Source organism: Trichocoleus sp. FACHB-40, from assembly GCF_014695915.1.
Lineage (GTDB): Bacteria > Cyanobacteriota > Cyanobacteriia > Cyanobacteriales > FACHB-T130 > Funiculus > Funiculus sociatus.
In genome coordinates this window covers 183,836-197,458 of record NZ_JACJPF010000044.1, presented here as the reverse complement: position 1 = coordinate 197,458, position 13,623 = coordinate 183,836, and the positions used below count along the sequence as shown (strand labels likewise).

Annotated in this window: 17 protein-coding genes and 1 pseudogene; 13 read left to right on the top strand and 5 right to left on the bottom strand. The window is 44.4% G+C overall.

Annotated elements, in window-relative coordinates; all coding sequences use genetic code 11:
• Positions 1-127: pseudogene (locus tag H6F63_RS08705) on the top strand (ISKra4 family transposase); the annotation flags it as partial.
• Positions 69-239, top strand: coding sequence for a hypothetical protein (locus tag H6F63_RS08700; protein WP_190636592.1), 171 nt, complete (start codon positions 69-71; stop codon positions 237-239). The pseudogene H6F63_RS08705 and the gene H6F63_RS08700, both read left to right, overlap by 59 nt.
• 88 nt (positions 240-327) lie before the next feature.
• Here the strand turns inward: H6F63_RS08700 and H6F63_RS08695 are convergent, their stop codons facing one another.
• Complete coding sequence (locus H6F63_RS08695; RefSeq protein WP_190636577.1) at positions 328-474, bottom strand: hypothetical protein; 147 nt, start codon at positions 472-474, stop codon at positions 328-330.
• Positions 475-487: 13 nt separating this feature from the next.
• On the bottom strand, positions 488-838 hold the full coding sequence (locus tag H6F63_RS08690; RefSeq protein WP_190636576.1) for a hypothetical protein: 351 nt from the start codon (positions 836-838) through the stop codon (positions 488-490).
• A gap of 139 nt (positions 839-977) precedes the next feature.
• Between H6F63_RS08690 and H6F63_RS08685 the strand changes: the two genes are divergently transcribed.
• The 7 genes from H6F63_RS08685 (at position 978) to H6F63_RS08655 (ending at position 6,384) form a co-directional block, all read left to right on the top strand.
• On the top strand, positions 978-1,142 hold the full coding sequence (locus H6F63_RS08685; RefSeq protein ID WP_190636575.1) for a hypothetical protein: 165 nt from the start codon (positions 978-980) through the stop codon (positions 1,140-1,142).
• 316 nt (positions 1,143-1,458) lie between these two features.
• Positions 1,459-2,007 (top strand): hypothetical protein, encoded by a 549-nt coding sequence (locus H6F63_RS08680; protein WP_190636574.1) that lies wholly within the window; start codon positions 1,459-1,461, stop codon positions 2,005-2,007.
• An 18-nt stretch (positions 2,008-2,025) separates the two neighbouring features.
• Positions 2,026-2,586 carry an RNA 2'-phosphotransferase gene (locus tag H6F63_RS08675; protein WP_190636573.1) on the top strand — a complete coding sequence of 187 codons (561 nt, stop codon included), beginning with the start codon at positions 2,026-2,028 and terminating at the stop codon, positions 2,584-2,586.
• 75 nt (positions 2,587-2,661) lie between these two features.
• Positions 2,662-3,870: an AAA family ATPase gene (locus H6F63_RS08670; protein WP_190636572.1), complete on the top strand. Its 1,209-nt coding sequence runs from the start codon at positions 2,662-2,664 to the stop codon at positions 3,868-3,870.
• A gap of 26 nt (positions 3,871-3,896) precedes the next feature.
• Positions 3,897-4,715: a DUF6615 family protein gene (locus tag H6F63_RS08665; RefSeq protein WP_190636571.1), complete on the top strand. Its 819-nt coding sequence runs from the start codon at positions 3,897-3,899 to the stop codon at positions 4,713-4,715.
• A gap of 56 nt (positions 4,716-4,771) precedes the next feature.
• Entirely contained in the window at positions 4,772-5,701 is a 930-nt protein-coding gene (locus tag H6F63_RS08660; RefSeq protein ID WP_190636570.1) for a hypothetical protein, read from the top strand.
• A gap of 41 nt (positions 5,702-5,742) precedes the next feature.
• The gene (locus H6F63_RS08655) at positions 5,743-6,384 is read left to right on the top strand and encodes a ThiF family adenylyltransferase (protein WP_190636569.1); all 642 of its coding nucleotides are present in this window, start codon (positions 5,743-5,745) and stop codon (positions 6,382-6,384) included.
• A 156-nt stretch (positions 6,385-6,540) separates the two neighbouring features.
• On the opposite strand, the gene H6F63_RS08650 is transcribed toward H6F63_RS08655, so the two are convergent.
• Together H6F63_RS08650 and H6F63_RS08645 are read right to left on the bottom strand one after the other, a co-directional pair.
• On the bottom strand, positions 6,541-6,777 hold the full coding sequence (locus tag H6F63_RS08650) for a hypothetical protein (RefSeq protein WP_190427927.1): 237 nt from the start codon (positions 6,775-6,777) through the stop codon (positions 6,541-6,543).
• A 251-nt stretch (positions 6,778-7,028) separates the two neighbouring features.
• Positions 7,029-7,859, bottom strand: a complete 831-nt coding sequence (locus tag H6F63_RS08645) for a DUF1206 domain-containing protein (RefSeq protein ID WP_190636568.1) — start codon at positions 7,857-7,859, stop codon at positions 7,029-7,031.
• Between the two features lie 264 nt (positions 7,860-8,123).
• On the opposite strand from H6F63_RS08645, the gene rppA reads away from it, so the two are divergent.
• The 4 genes from rppA to H6F63_RS08625 all read left to right on the top strand — a co-directional run bounded on the left by rppA (position 8,124) and on the right by H6F63_RS08625 (position 12,725).
• On the top strand, positions 8,124-8,804 hold the full coding sequence (gene rppA, locus H6F63_RS08640) for a two-component system response regulator RppA (protein ID WP_190636567.1): 681 nt from the start codon (positions 8,124-8,126) through the stop codon (positions 8,802-8,804).
• A 68-nt stretch (positions 8,805-8,872) separates the two neighbouring features.
• Entirely contained in the window at positions 8,873-10,219 is a 1,347-nt protein-coding gene (rppB, locus tag H6F63_RS08635) for a two-component system sensor histidine kinase RppB (protein WP_190636586.1), read from the top strand.
• Between the two features lie 153 nt (positions 10,220-10,372).
• A complete protein-coding gene (locus H6F63_RS08630; RefSeq protein WP_190636566.1) occupies positions 10,373-11,977 on the top strand; it encodes an efflux RND transporter periplasmic adaptor subunit in 1,605 nt (534 codons plus the stop codon).
• A gap of 70 nt (positions 11,978-12,047) precedes the next feature.
• Positions 12,048-12,725: a Uma2 family endonuclease gene (locus H6F63_RS08625; RefSeq protein WP_190636564.1), complete on the top strand. Its 678-nt coding sequence runs from the start codon at positions 12,048-12,050 to the stop codon at positions 12,723-12,725.
• A 42-nt stretch (positions 12,726-12,767) separates the two neighbouring features.
• On the opposite strand, the gene H6F63_RS08620 is transcribed toward H6F63_RS08625, so the two are convergent.
• Complete coding sequence (locus tag H6F63_RS08620; protein WP_190636562.1) at positions 12,768-13,553, bottom strand: GUN4 domain-containing protein; 786 nt, start codon at positions 13,551-13,553, stop codon at positions 12,768-12,770.
• Positions 13,554-13,623 lie beyond the last annotated feature (70 nt).

Below are 13,623 nucleotides of genomic sequence, written 5' to 3'. Positions count from 1 at the left end.
TGTAGAGTCGGCAGTAAAACAAATTGATAGAAGGTTGAAAATTTCAGGAGCGCAGTGGTTGATGAAAAATGTTAATCAAATGCTTAAGCTTCGGTGCGCCTACCTTAACGGATCAATATCCGTTTGATGCTCAAAAGCGCAAAACCGGGATGCTCCCTTACCTTCTGGCTCAATTACTCAAGAATTTAAAGAATATGCGTTCTATTTTAAACTATGAATTTCCGGCTACTTGTACGTGATAATACTGAAAATGCTTACTTGATTAAACGGTTCTCAGTCTGAGCAAGAATTGAGATGCTGGTTCGCTACAGGAGCGCTCACCCAAAATCAGTACAGAACAGCGATCACGTCTTGTCTCTGTTCAAAACTGCGATCGCTACTTACTCCGCAAGGACGGTACTGAGTTGCATTAGCCAATCTCAAAAGTAGCGGAACTTTGCTGGCGTTGCAGCTGCTTGGGGTGGGAAGAACCACCCTAGCAACTTCCTTAATTCTCAGTAAAGCTATAAGTCTCAGTCTCGCAAAGATTCACCTTATAGTCTTCCGCCTCTTCTCCATCCTCGAATACAGCTTTGATGTCATAGCTGCATACCTTATCATCGCCAGTGAAGTATATCAACGTAGACTCGCCAACGGCTAGAAGATCCTTACCCAGGATGTCTTCACCCCATTTGTCCTCGCCAGTATATGAGACGTACAGGTGACGGATGGGACTACTGGTTTCGTTGATAACTGTGAAGTCGCGCTGGTCAGCTAAGGCATTATGGGCTGTCAGCGAAACTACTGGTAGCGATAGAGCAACAGCCACCATAGCATTACGGAACGACTTATGAAACATTTTGTAATTTCTCCTCAACAAATAGTCCTCTAGCAACGTCACTCAATAAGGCACACATCTTTAGGTGGGTCAGAAGAACACATTTTTTCAATCTAACCTTCGGTAGATGTGTTGGTCAAGATGTTATGGAGGATACAGCATGAGCGACTTACAAACAGCCTACAAAGAGGTAGCCCTTGCCGTGTGGGAGCAGGTGCTGGAAAAGCATCCGGAGGATTTTGCGGTGCTAAAACGCACTTGTCGTGTTAAGGGAAAGGGCAAAAAACTCCAAACTTTGTTTCAAAAGCAAATTCTGTGGTATTGAAAAAATTACAACAGGTGATTTATGAATGTCTTTAAAGTAGAAGTCGTCAATCGATTGGATTTTAGATTTACGATTTTGGATTGATTCGGCGTTTCTCGTTCCCAATTTCTGGCTGGGAATGGTAGAAGTTAAGTAAAGCCCCACAAGTAAGTTTTCTACAACTTTGGAAGGGAGGGTTTGCCTCCAAAATTGCGTTACCAGTCAGAGATTGGGAACGAGAGTAACCATAGACATCGGGAATCTCTCCGGTTTTTCTGTAGTACCTTATAATACAAATAGTCGCATCCTCTTCCACTCTAAGCCTAGGCACTTGACAATGCCGCTTTTTGTAAAAAGTCGCCGCACCTCCCGCGATTTGCGTCAACGCTATGGGGAAGCCGCTATCGTTGACCTTACCTCGCGTGGTTCACAACCTTGGCTGCGCTTCAGCCCTTTTTACCCGCATGGTGGAATTCCCGTTCCTTTTTCGCCGGGACACTTCAGCATGAGTGTAGAAGGGATTTGGCAAGGGTTGAAAGTTTTTGAGTCTGCTAACGTAGACAAAAGCAAACTCAGCATAACTAATATGAAGGGTATCAAGCGCACGACAAGAATTTATGAAAAAGTATTAGGACATCGTGCAGGCTTAACAGGAGACAAACTTTTGTCCTATGCAGACGCACGTCGTGTTATTTACCTACCTTCATATAAATGGGTGCTAGAAAATTGTCTTGGGAACCAACTCGACGAACTGAAACAACTTAGTGCAGAACAAACAGTTTTGTTATTAGATTATGAAACCAACTGTGACTTAGATGATTTATCTAGTCCTTTATCACACGCAGGTTTAGTCAAGCGATACCTAGAAGGTAACTGGCATTGTTAAAATGAAAAGAGTTATTGAATGAACAATTCACGCCAAGTTAAAATCAGCAAATATCTCAGTTATATTCTGCGGCACAATCCTGGGGAGATTGGTCTTGAACTTGCGCTTGGAGGCTGGATTTCGGTAGATGAACTTTTAACAGCGTGTAAAAAGCACAGATTTCCGATTACTCCCGCCGAATTAGATGAGGTAGTTGCACAAAATGATAAAAAACGCTTTTCTTATGACTCTACAGGCACCTTAATTCGTGCTAACCAAGGGCATAGTGTAGAAATTAATTTGCAATTGGAACCCGCTGTACCTCCAGATGTGCTATACCACGGTACAGGACACAAATCCGTCGAATCAATTATGCAGAATGGTCTTCGGAAAATGTCACGGCATCACGTCCATCTATCGCCGGATATTGCGACAGCAGAAGCTGTAGGCAAACGTCATGGTCGCCCAGTAGTTTTTGCGGTAGATGCTGCTGCAATGCACAAAGCAGGATATGAATTTTATTGTTCTGAGAATGGGGTTTGGCTAGTGGATAGCGTTTCACCCGAATATCTGCAACAGATATTAAAGGCTGTTGGATAAATAGAATAAAGTGTTTTAGTAAAACTAGCGATCGCTTCCCCATAAATACATCACAAAGCGAGAATAACTGAAACTATGGGATCAGGATATTTTGGAAATCAAGAAGACAATTCTACACCCAAAAACCCGCAAGCAAAAGGTTTATTGGGCGCTGGTTGGCGACCATTAAACCGACAGCTTGACTGGGGGTTTCTGTGGCATCTTTTGTTTAACGACTCTAAGGAGCTAACACAAAAAGGTTTGGACTTAGCCAGCGATATTGCTGATGCTATGGGACGCAACGAATATACCTGGTGGGCAAATATATTAAACGTCTTTTCTGAGAATACGCGATATGAAGTAGATGAGTTTTGGAACTACATCACTCCCGAACCTCCTACGCCAGATTATCGGTATAAAGATGTTTTATGGGTTGATGCACCTGTCATCCAATTCGTAAGCCGAAATAGTATTCCCATTGATTACGTTTTGAACCGACTACAGGAGATTACTATTTTCAAAATCCTGGATTTAGTAGATCGTCCGGATATGATTACCCAATATTATCTAGACAGACATTTTTATTATCCTGTAGATCGGTTTGTTAATTGGGAACGCCTCGACATTATTAACACAGTTTATGCTTTCTGGTCTAAGCAACAAGCTTGGCTAGAAATCGAAAACTTAGACAGGGGACGGCGACGCTATACCCTGATGGCTAAGGAACTAGCGCCACTGATTAATAAAGCAACTTATAATTTGGCGGTGATGCTGAGTGGCTACCAAAGCCGCGTGGGCCAGATTCACAGTCAGTTTCCAATTCGTTCTTTTCCAGAGGATATTCAAGGCTTTACTGATACAGTACAGCAGGCGATTCTCGACCAAAATCAGTTGGCTGTGTTAGTAAATGGAGATCCTGGTACAGGTAAAACTGCTTGGACGCAAGCTGTAGCTAAGGAAATTCTCGCGCCTCTAGGATATGTCATTTTTATTCTGGATCACGACGCGGTTGAGAATTTTGTTCCACCAAGTTATTTGGAGCGAATTTGTATCATTATCAATGAAGCTGACAATTTAGCTAAAAATCGAGCCTTGGATGCTGCTCAGAATAATAATAAAACTGAGCATATTTTGAGCTTGCTGGATGGAACTTTGTATCAAAGTGTAATTGATGAATCTGGTATTCAGGCTAAGCAAAAGTTGGTAATTTTGATGACTTGCAACACGACGGAAAGATTAGATCCCGCCGTTCTACGCAAGGGAAGGGTTGATTTAACTCATGAATTTGTTCACCGATTTGTGTAAGCCATATTGAAAAAAAAGGAATATGTATGCAAAATTTGTATACTTCAAATTTCAAATTTGATATTTGTAATACCTTTGCTAACCGTGCTATTGAAACTTGGAATCTAATGTCTGCTGGTGAAATAGCCGGAATTTCAATTTCGGAAACCACTTTAACAGAGTTAAATCTTTTGGAGATAAAACGGCGTCATCCAACAAGGGTGTACATCAAAAAATTCTCACAACAGGACGAAGGAAAAATAACTGGAGCAGATTGGGAATGGTGGATAGGCAGTAATTCACAGTGGCTTGGTATTAGAGTTCAAGCGAAGAGGCTGAAGGACGATAATGCTCTTTCATATTCATCGTTTGCTCACTCAAACAAACATGGAGAACAGGTAAATATGCTGCTTGATAATGCACGTAAGCATGGACTGTATCCCATGTATTGTTTTTACAACTCAGGGTATATTAAAAATTTTCCTTCTCGATGGAACTGTAGAACTTTTTCCCAACAGGGAAACCTTCTTGGCTGTTCTATTGCCGACGCATATACTGTGAAAAAGATACTTTCTCAGGACAAAAAAGATTTTTCAGTTAATCTTTCATTAATAAGCTACCCTTGGCATTGTATTGTTTGCTGCCAAGGTTTTTTAAGGTCGTCAGGTTACACAGATTCGCTTCCAGGACGTGCTGCTAGTTTCATACAGCATATCTCCGGAGGGTTACCAGAGGAAATTCAATTAATTCGTGAAGAGCCACCACCCTATGTTCAGCAATTATTGCAAGGAGAAGCAACTGATGAGGAAGAGCTTCCTGAAGGTATTTCTTATCTATTTGTAAACCAGGAAATAGAAGGTGAGTAAGTTATATGATTTCACTATTTATCTTTAGCTCAGAGTTGATTTGAGGGGCTAACTCTATGGCAGATATCCGCAAACTGATAAATGAAATAGCTGCACAGGAAGTGCAGTTGCGCGATACTGAGTTTTTCGCGCCGTGTGTGCGTGGGGGAAAGGTGCGATCGCGTGTTGCAAACATCATCTACACTTTCTCCCCTCAGCCACAAGACTTTGAAGGATGGGGCATTTTTCAGCCAGTAAATGAAAAAACTGCCGAAATGGTGGAGGAACCCAGCCTTGTGCAGGTGGCGGAATATCTCAAGTTGCTAAAGCCGCTACGTTTGCGTCTGGCTTATGTTTTGCAAGGGCAGACGTGGCTGGCTTATCCTGTGAATGAATCTGATATGCAGCAGCGTTTGGGTGTCGCTAAGCCAGCGATAGTGCATTTGGTGACTGAGGGAGGGGTTTTTGAGCCGATAATTGCGCGTTGGGATGGTGGTGTCTGGTGGTTTGATGAAGTCGATCGACGTGGCGATCCCCTGGTTGGGGAACAACTGCGATCACATCTGCGCTCTTTGACGGATCAAAATATTCGCTTTGCTGGGATGACTCCAGAGATGCGTACTGTGTATGATTTGGCGTTGCAGCAGACGGAAGAATACCAGCGCCGAAGACAGCAACAGCAATCAATCGAACGTCAGCGGCGGACGCGACAAACTACAAAACAGGCGCGGCGCGTGGAAAGACCTCGGCGTAAGGCGGACGGTGATGAAGGACGCTTGCAGGAAGCGCTGCGGATGGGTGGAGGCGATTTGCGGGAATTTCGCGATCGCGGTGACTATTGGCAGATCGAGTGGACTACTAGCAACGGTGAGTGGCACACTTCTGCTATTGACAAAAAGGATCTTACAGTTATCAGTTCTGGCATTTGCTTGAGCGGACGCGATCGCGATTTTGACTTGCAATCCCTGGTAGGTGTCATCGAAGCGCGAGATAACTGGGATTTCTGAAGTTATTAGCAATTAGCAATTAGCAATTAGCCATTACCAATATGTCTATTTTCTTTCACGAACAACTCCACAGAACACCCGCATTAATGGCACAGTTGCGCGATTTCCCGGTGACTGTTTGCGGTGCGGGGGCGCTGGGTGCAAATATTACGGAAAATCTGGCGCGTTCGGGTTTTGGTAAACTGGTGACAATCGATCGCGATCGCATTGAAGAACGCAACCTCTCCACCCAGCCCTACTACCGTTCAGACGTTGGTGCGTACAAAGCGAAAATTCTCACTAATACTATTTATCGCGCCTTGGGTGTCGCAGTCGATGGGCGTTCCAAAGAATTAACATCGGCAAACGTCGCCCAATTGCTTGCTGGTAGCGGTATTGTCATTGATACTTTTGACAACAGCACCAGTCGTCAAGTTGTCAAAGATTATTGCACCAATGCAAATATTCCTTGCCTACACGTCGGCTTAGCTTCCGACTATGCCGAGGTTATCTGGAACGAAATTTATCGCGTTCCTTCCCCAGCAAATGATGATGTTTGCGACTACCCATTAGCGCGGAATTTAGTTATGTTGGCTGTTGCCGTAGCTTCTGAAGTTATTATTAATTTTGTTGCCACTGGAAATCAGCAGAGTTTCACCGTGACGCTGGGAGATTTTGCCGTCAAACCATTTGATAACTTTTGAATCTTACAGCTTAGATATTGCACTTAGGTCGAGAAGTGCGAGAAAAAGCATTAAGGCTTACCCACGTCAACACGCTGTAGGGGCATGGCAATGCCCCTACGACAGAATCAGGCATTCACTAATTAACTGCGTAAGTCCTGAGCATGAAAAACAGCGTTAATTTCTATTAACCAGAGAAAGTGCAGCTTTTCTGATTCGGTGCGTTACCAATTTTTCAGCTCCCAAAGCGATCAGGAAACCACCTCCTAAACAAGCAGCTTTTGAGAGATTTCCGCTCTCAATAACGAATCCAGAAATTGCTGCAACCACTCCTAGAACTACATATAACTGGAGCAGCCAAAGTGGTTGAAGCTTTAGATCCTTTAGTAACAACTCATCATGTTTGTTGAGCATAGCTTCTACAAATATCTGAATTTATAGTGTTTCTCACTTAGGTGGAATATATCGTGGTTCTAACGGGAAATGGCATTGCCATGTCCCTACAGATGTATCGCACTCAACCCGCGAATTGCTATAGAAAAACACTTAACTATCTATTGAACCACCTTAAAGCCTATTGCCATTACCTCTGCATTAAAATCTCGTTCCTGGGCTGCGGCCTGGGAACGAGATAAACTCGACTCTGCCGAGCTGTTTAAATTAATTTACCTAGTCTTAATCCGCCGATATCGCGCCTCTACGAAATTATAAATACCATAAGCAATTAGACCGAAGGCAACAATTCCTAAAAGCCAAGGGCCAAAAGGCTGTCGTGCTAGTGCTGCCAAGGCACCACCTAGTCCCTCAACTTGAGTGGCATCGGACTGCCGCGCCGCTTGGAGTAGAAAAAGACCGATAATGCTAAAAACAACACCACGAGAAGCAATACCAAATCTGCTAGCGAGTGTCGCCCATTTCTCCTCTTGTTGGCTCATCTCGCTGATTTTCCACTTTTTGCGGAATTTGGCTTTGTAAGCTCTGTAAAATTGATAGAAGCCCATGCCGATGACGGCGGCTCCAACAATTCCAGTTAGAAATTGACCGAAGGGTTGCGCTAATAAGCGTGCTGTCCAGTCTTGCGAAGAATTACTATTACCGCCGCCTCCCGAACCCAGGATAAGCTTAATTGCACTCCAGGCTAACCCAGCATAGATCAAGCCGCTCCCAGCGTATCCCAAACGCAGTGCAAGACCTTTGGCATCGGTGCCTTTGTTTTCTGGATCGGCGATCGCTTCCACGAAACGCCACAGCACGTAACCAAGCAAGCCGAAAGCTACTATAGCTAGTAAGAATTTCCCAAACGGCTGCGTCACAATGCTTTGCAGCGCACCCTTAGTATCAGTGGTTTTACCGCCTGCACCAAATGCCGCCTGCGCCGCCAGCACTCCCACGGTGGCGTAAACCACCCCTCTAGCTCCAAAGCCCAAACGTGCCAGTCTCTCCACCCACTCAGAAGAATTAGCGCCAGTTATGGGGTCTTTTTGTCCGGTGTTCATAATATTATGTCTCTGCTTGGCTATCAGTAATTGGTGGGTTATGCCATTTTGGATTTTGAAACTCTTGCCTTTAATCAGTCATAAAATTTTAAGTTTTGCAAAGATAAACCAAAATGGTGTTCTAACCATTTTTTAACAATAATTAGTTTTTACCACATCTATCTAAGTGCTTAACTAATATTTTGAAAAGTGCTGAGTGCTGAATAAAATTAAGCGACTTTTCTCTCCCTCACCAGTCGTTTATACAACTTAGTAAAACATCTTATGCGGATACTTTTAGTCGAAGATGAGCCTGATTTGGGTGCGGCAATTAAACGAACCTTAAGCCAGGAAGCGTATATAGTTGATTGGGTTCTGGATGGCACGCAAGCTTGGGAATTTTTAGAAAGCCAGTGGACGCAATATACGTTGGCTATTTTCGATTGGTTACTGCCAGGTTTATCAGGAATCGAGTTATGTGTAAAGCTACGGCGGCAAAATAATCCTCTACCAGTTTTGATGCTAACTGCTAAAGATAGTATGGAAGATAAAGTTGCTGGGTTGGATGCTGGTGCTGATGATTATTTAATAAAGCCGTTTGGCATGGCGGAACTGTTAGCGAGGCTGCGGGCATTGCAAAGGCGATCGCCTCAACTTCAAGCCCCAGCTCTACAAGTTGGCAGTTTGACTTTAGATTACACTACTCATACAGTTTGTTATCAGAATAAGCAAGCTATTCCTCTAACTATTAAGGAATTTCAACTGCTAGAGTATTTTATGAAGCATCCGACGCAGATTTTTACTCGCGACCAACTTCTAAATCAGCTTTGGGAATTGGGCGCAGAACCGATGAGTAATGTGGTGGCGGCTCAGATGCGGCTGCTGCGTCGTAAATTAGCTGAATATGGATGCGATCGCGTCCTCGAAACTGTCTATGGTGTGGGATATCGTTTAAATAGTCATTAGTCATTAGTTAATAACTAATGGCTAATATTAATAAACAATTAGCCATCCTGACCTTAGCAACTATTAACGTGAATCAAAATAAACTATTTCAGCTAACGCGCTGGCGACTAGCTGGCTGGTATGTTGGCATCATGGGCTTGATTCTGAGTTTGTGTGGATTTGCTGTTTACCGCGCGATCGCTCATGCTAATTGGAACGCACTCGATCGAGAATTAGAATCTGTTGCCGGAACGCTGCACGATAGCATTGAACCAACTTTGAAGCAGCCTGGACGCTTGGAACCAATTACTCAAAAACTCTTACCAGATATTTGTCTTGCTCTTAACGGCTGCGTTACCCAATTAGAAAATACACAGCGTCACGCAATAGGCGCAATTCACCAAGGCGATTACTACGTGCGTTTATTGGATCGTTCAGGACGCTTAATTGCTTTCGCAGGACTTCAGCCAGAGGGATTATATCAAACATCAAAACGGGAATTGTGGCAAATTCACAAGGATCGCCAAGGTACTCGCTACCATCAAATTTCTCTGTCTCTGCATACCCAAGATAATCGTTGGGGATACATTCAGGTGGGGCGAAGTCTTAAAGACCTTGACAATCAACTTGCTGTCTTGAAATTTATCTTATTATTAGGCTTGCCTGTGGCAATGATTTTGGTCGGCAGTTCTAGTTGGTTGTTGGCTGGACTAGCGATGCAACCAATTTACCAATCTTATCGCCAAATTCAACAATTTACAGCGGATGCTGCCCACGAGTTGCGGACACCTCTAGCTGCAATTCAAGCGACGGTAGAATCTTCATTGAGAATAAATAAACTAAGTGGAAAAGAGGCGAGAGACACCCTGAAAACTCTTGAGCGTCAGAATCACCGCCTATCTGAACTTGTTAAGGATTTGTTGTTATTATCTCGCATGGATCAGCAGGTTTCGCCTATAAAAGTTAGTCTCACCTGTCTCAACGATTTAGTCAGTGATGTGACAGAAGAATTGGCAGCACTGGCGATCGCATCTGATGTTAATCTTATGGCTGACAACGGCAATGTAGGCGAGCCTTTGTATGTCAATGGTGACGAGGAACAGCTGTATCGTCTGCTTTGTAACTTAGTTATTAACGCTATTCAATACACGCCTGTCGGGGAAGAGGTGATGGTTACTTTAGAAAGTAGCGATCGCACTGCGCTGATTCACATAAAAGATACAGGCATCGGCATTACAGCGCAACAACAAAAGCTGATTTTTAACCGATTCTATCGCGTGAATAGCGATCGCTCCCGAAATAGTGGCGGTTCTGGCTTGGGATTGCCGATTGCGCTAGCGATCGCTACTGCCCACAACGGCAGCATACACGTTGAGAGCAAATTGGGCAAAGGCAGCACTTTTACCGTCAAACTGCCTATGCACAATTCAGCCTAAATATCAAGCTTTTGCCATTGCCCACGAAGCCCGCGTTGGTAGGTTTCGCTCGTGTAACCGTACCCTACAGGGTGTCGGCAGTAGTGATTTCATCCTGATTTCATTATCTTTTGCGAAACTTGTTAAATGCTGTGATATAAGGAATTTCTAGCCATGCGCTTCCACCTTATGGCAATGCGTTCTGTTTCCGGAATATTTCTATTTTTGTTGTTACTTATAACGCCAAAATTTGTTTTAGCTCATGGTGGGCATGGAGACGAATTTCATCAAGAAACAGAAGCAAATCCGGGGACTCAACAGGGAATTCAGGTGGATTCCCAAACACTAAAGCGGATGGGAATCGAAGTTAAACCTGTCACGAAGCAGCAGATGGATTTTGGCATTAAAACTACAGGTCAAATTGAAACTTTGCCCAGCCAAAAAGTAGAAGTTACTTCACCAACCCCAGGTAAAATTGTTGAACTTTTAGTAGAACCTGGTGCCGTTGTCCAAGCTGGGAAAGTTGTCGCCGTCATCGCCGCACCTGACTTAGTAGAATTGCGCGTTAATTCCCAGGAAAAACGGGCAGAAGCAGAGGGAGATTTGCAACAAGCTGAAGCTGATTTAAAGTTAGCCGAACAAAATTATCAGCGATATTTACAGATAGCCGCAGCGGAGATAAAACAAGCCCGCAGCCAGTTAGCATTGGCGGAGGAACGGTATAACCGAGATCGGGAACTCTCAGCACAGGGAGCAATTCCGCGCCGCCAAGTGCTGGAAGACGAAACCGAACTGGCAGAAGCTTTGGCGACAGTTACCAAAGCCACTAGCCGCCGGGAAGTTCTGGAAGCTGAAGCGCAACTTAAACGCGCTAAATCAGCGGTAGAAGTGGCAAAATCTCGTATCCGCCTGAGTAACGCCACTTATCAAACTCGACTGCAACAACTAGGAACTCGTGCCAATGATAAAGGATTGGTGACGGTGACTGCACCGATTTCTGGAACTGTTGCTGACCGGGAAATCACTCTTGGTCAATCGGTGGAAGAGGCGGGGGAAAAGTTGATGACCATTCTCAATAATAGTCGGGTTTGGGCTACGGCGAATATCTACGAAAAAGATTTAGAAAAAGTCAAAATTGGGCAACAAGCGATCGCAAAGGTTGCCAGTTTGCCGAATCGTACTTTTACAGGCAAGATTGCCGTAATTGGCTCGGTTGTAGAAGGTGAAACGCGGGTTGTACCAGTAAAAGCCGAACTGGATAATGCTGATGGGCAGTTGAAACCGGGAATGTTTGCCCAATTAGAAGTTTTGACTGATAAGACACCAACTGCTGTGTTAGTGATGCCAACTTCAGCTGTAGTAGAAGCCAATGGCAGACAGCTGGTTTATGTGGAAAATGGTACAACTTTCAAGCCTGCTGAAGTTACTTTGGGTAGAACTTTGGGAGACTTAGTTGAAATTAAGAGTGGCTTGTTTGATGGCGATCGCATCGTCACCCAAGGCGCAATTCAACTTTATGCCGAATCTTTAAAAGGCAATCGCTCCCCACAACAGGGCGCAATTCGGGAGGCGGAAAAAGGGAAAAGTGAAGAAAAAGAGTCAATAATCCAAAATTTCCTTCCCTGGCTGTGGGCTGTAGCTGGTGGGGGAGCGATCGCATCTGGTGCTTTTTGGTTAGGTCGTCGCACCAAAAAAGCCGTCAGTTTGGTAGATTTCTCAATTCCGGAAATGCCGAAAACTCAGGATTCCGATCCCCAGCAACTAACCCCAAAACGGTAGATTATGCCTATCTCTAGCCTGAAAGCCTGAGCAAGTTAAGATCCAGACAGGAGGCGCTAAAAGAGCGATTATGGTAAACTACAATCCGCTACAAAATCTACCCTCAAGTGACGAACTACCAGATTCTGACGACACTCCAGTGGATCATGAATTACAAATCCTAATCCCCACCTTGCTGAGGATAATTTTAAATTTGCTGTGGGCTAGTCGTAACGACTGGTTTTTCGGCGTAAATATGGGCATTTACCATACAACTGGGACAAATCCCAGAATTGCCATAGTTCCCGATAGTTTCCTGAGTTTGGGAGTACCGCGACTCAAGAATGGTAAGTTACGACCAAGTTACATCGTTTGGGAAGAAAATAACATTGTTCCAATTTGGGTCTTAGAAGTCGTTTCCAAAACCTACGGGGGAGAATACGACGAGAAAATTACCGATTATGCCCGATTAGGCGTGTTGTACTATTGCGTTTACAACCCCGATTATTCTCGGCGCGATCGCCACGATCCCTTGGAAGTGTACCGCTTGGTAGATGGGGCATATCAGCGTCTATCCGGTGAACCTGTCTGGATGCCTGAGATTGCCTTGGGAATTGGACGCGAGACTGGAACTTATGAGAGATGTACGCGAGAATGGCTCTACTGGTATGACGAGGAAGGTAATAGATTCCCAACGCCAGATGAACGAGCAGAGCGTCTTGTAGAGTTGCTACGGGCAAGGGGAATTGATCCGGAAACGCTCAGTTAGAGGTTTAATTTGTGTAAGTGACGATGGAGAGAATTTTACAAGTTACCAGTCTTTGTCAGAGAGAAGAAAAACGTAGGCTTGTCTCTTTTCCCACCAAAACCCCGTCACACCCCAACTCAACCCTCCCAACCTGACAGCAACAGCAGGCAAATGTCCATTGGGAGCCGAGGAATTGAAGGTAAGGTCATCGACTTGTAGCCAGTTTTGATTCACGCGCCATCCTACGCGATCGCTAAAAGCTTCATAAATTTGATCGTCAGCGTTGAAATTTCCGCCTAAGCTTTTCCAAATTTGCTTTTGTACACTAAACCCAAAGCGTCCATCAGAGGATTCTAACCAAAGTTGGTCGATAGCGCGAAGGTCTTCACAAGGGAATTTTTTGATGGCTGCTACATCCAGCCAACCTTCTTTTTCTCGATCTGCCACTTGAAGCATAATCCTGAGTGTTTCTTCGTCAGCTTCTTTCCATCTTCCTGATGCTAGGAGAACAGCTAGTTTTGAAGCTAACATTGGCTTACTTTGTTGAGTTGCAGGCTTTGCGAAAACGTCATTGATAGATGTTTTCAACTCGCGCATACCATCTTCAATCTCACCAATCAAACTTCCCAGCTCCGGTGACTGGATGGTTGTTTCTGGATTCTTCGGCTGCGGCTGATTTAAGTTTTCCCGCTTTCTTGCTTCTTCAGGCTGAGCTAATCGCTGACGTTTGTCTTGTTCGCGTCGTTGCTCCTCTTGTCGGTGCTGCTTCCATGCAGTCCAGGCTAACACTCCCGCCCCTACTACTGCGACGATTACGAACATCACCCCAATAATTGCCACTTTACCCATAACTCTTCTACTCCTTAGCTAAAATTTCATCCTGATTTCATTTTGCTGTGTCAATTATTAAAAAGGGATT